The following is a 918-nucleotide window of genomic DNA, read 5'->3' as shown; positions in this document are numbered from 1 at the left end:
AAGCAACTATTTATTACATTCATTTTTGTTGTACACTTATGGAGATGTGCTCGGAGTGTTGACTATTGAAGGTAATGTCACGATTCCTGCTCATTATCACGGTTCTGTAGTTGGTATCACTATAGCTTTTATGAATTTTGTCTACTGGATGTTACCTAAATTAAACTTTAAAGAGATAAAAAGTTCCATGGTAAGATTACAGATTTATGCCTACAGTATAGGGCATTTTCTCCATATCACTGGCCTTGTGTGGCTTGGTGGATATGGTGCTTTAAGGAAGGTTGCAGATCTGCCAAGTATTTCGTCAATGTTAGCACGCACGTGCTTCATTATAGGTGGCGCTATATCAGTTGTTGGTGGAATGTTGTTCGTAATAATTGTGCTTTTACATCTGTTAAAAGGCAAAGCGCGTACCAACTGACCCATAGAAACAAAAAAAACTTCCTTGACAAACTCCGCCAGCCCCCTTATCATGAAACTGAAGCTATTTATTTATCTTCTCTGTACAGATTAAATGACAAAAAAACTCATGTATCTGGCGTCCCATGTTTAATTTTTTGCACTATGTGCACCTTATGTCTTTATAAAATTTCTAAGTTTTTACCTAATATAAGCTGAAATGCGCTTATAAAGCATTTAAAACATCAAAAAACGCCGATTTAAAAAATGGATAGTGAATAACTAGCTACCCTAGGGTTTCTTTTGCCTTTTTTTCTGTTTAGTAAATTTCTTAATGTTTATAATTTAGATTAGTTGCGGCTTAAAAGCAACTAAATCGCGGTTATTAAGCGTTTAGAATAAAAAAACGCCATACTTGAAAGTATAATGTAAGTAATTAGCCAACCACGGGGCTTCTTTTGCCTTTTTTTTCATTTGGTAAATTTTTTAATATTTATACGGAAGGTAGCGCGTGACGCT

Annotated in this window: 1 pseudogene (running past one end of the window); it reads left to right on the top strand. The window is 34.9% G+C overall.

The annotated features are described in order from the left end of the window. A pseudogene (locus tag WG67_RS01360) lies at window positions 1–421 on the top strand (cbb3-type cytochrome c oxidase subunit I) (it extends 839 nt beyond the left edge of the window). Window positions 422–918 lie beyond the last annotated feature (497 nt).

Origin of the sequence: Wolbachia endosymbiont of Drosophila incompta, assembly GCF_001758565.1 — a bacterium.
Lineage (GTDB): Bacteria > Pseudomonadota > Alphaproteobacteria > Rickettsiales > Anaplasmataceae > Wolbachia > Wolbachia pipientis.
This window is presented reverse-complemented; position numbering and strand designations above follow the sequence as displayed.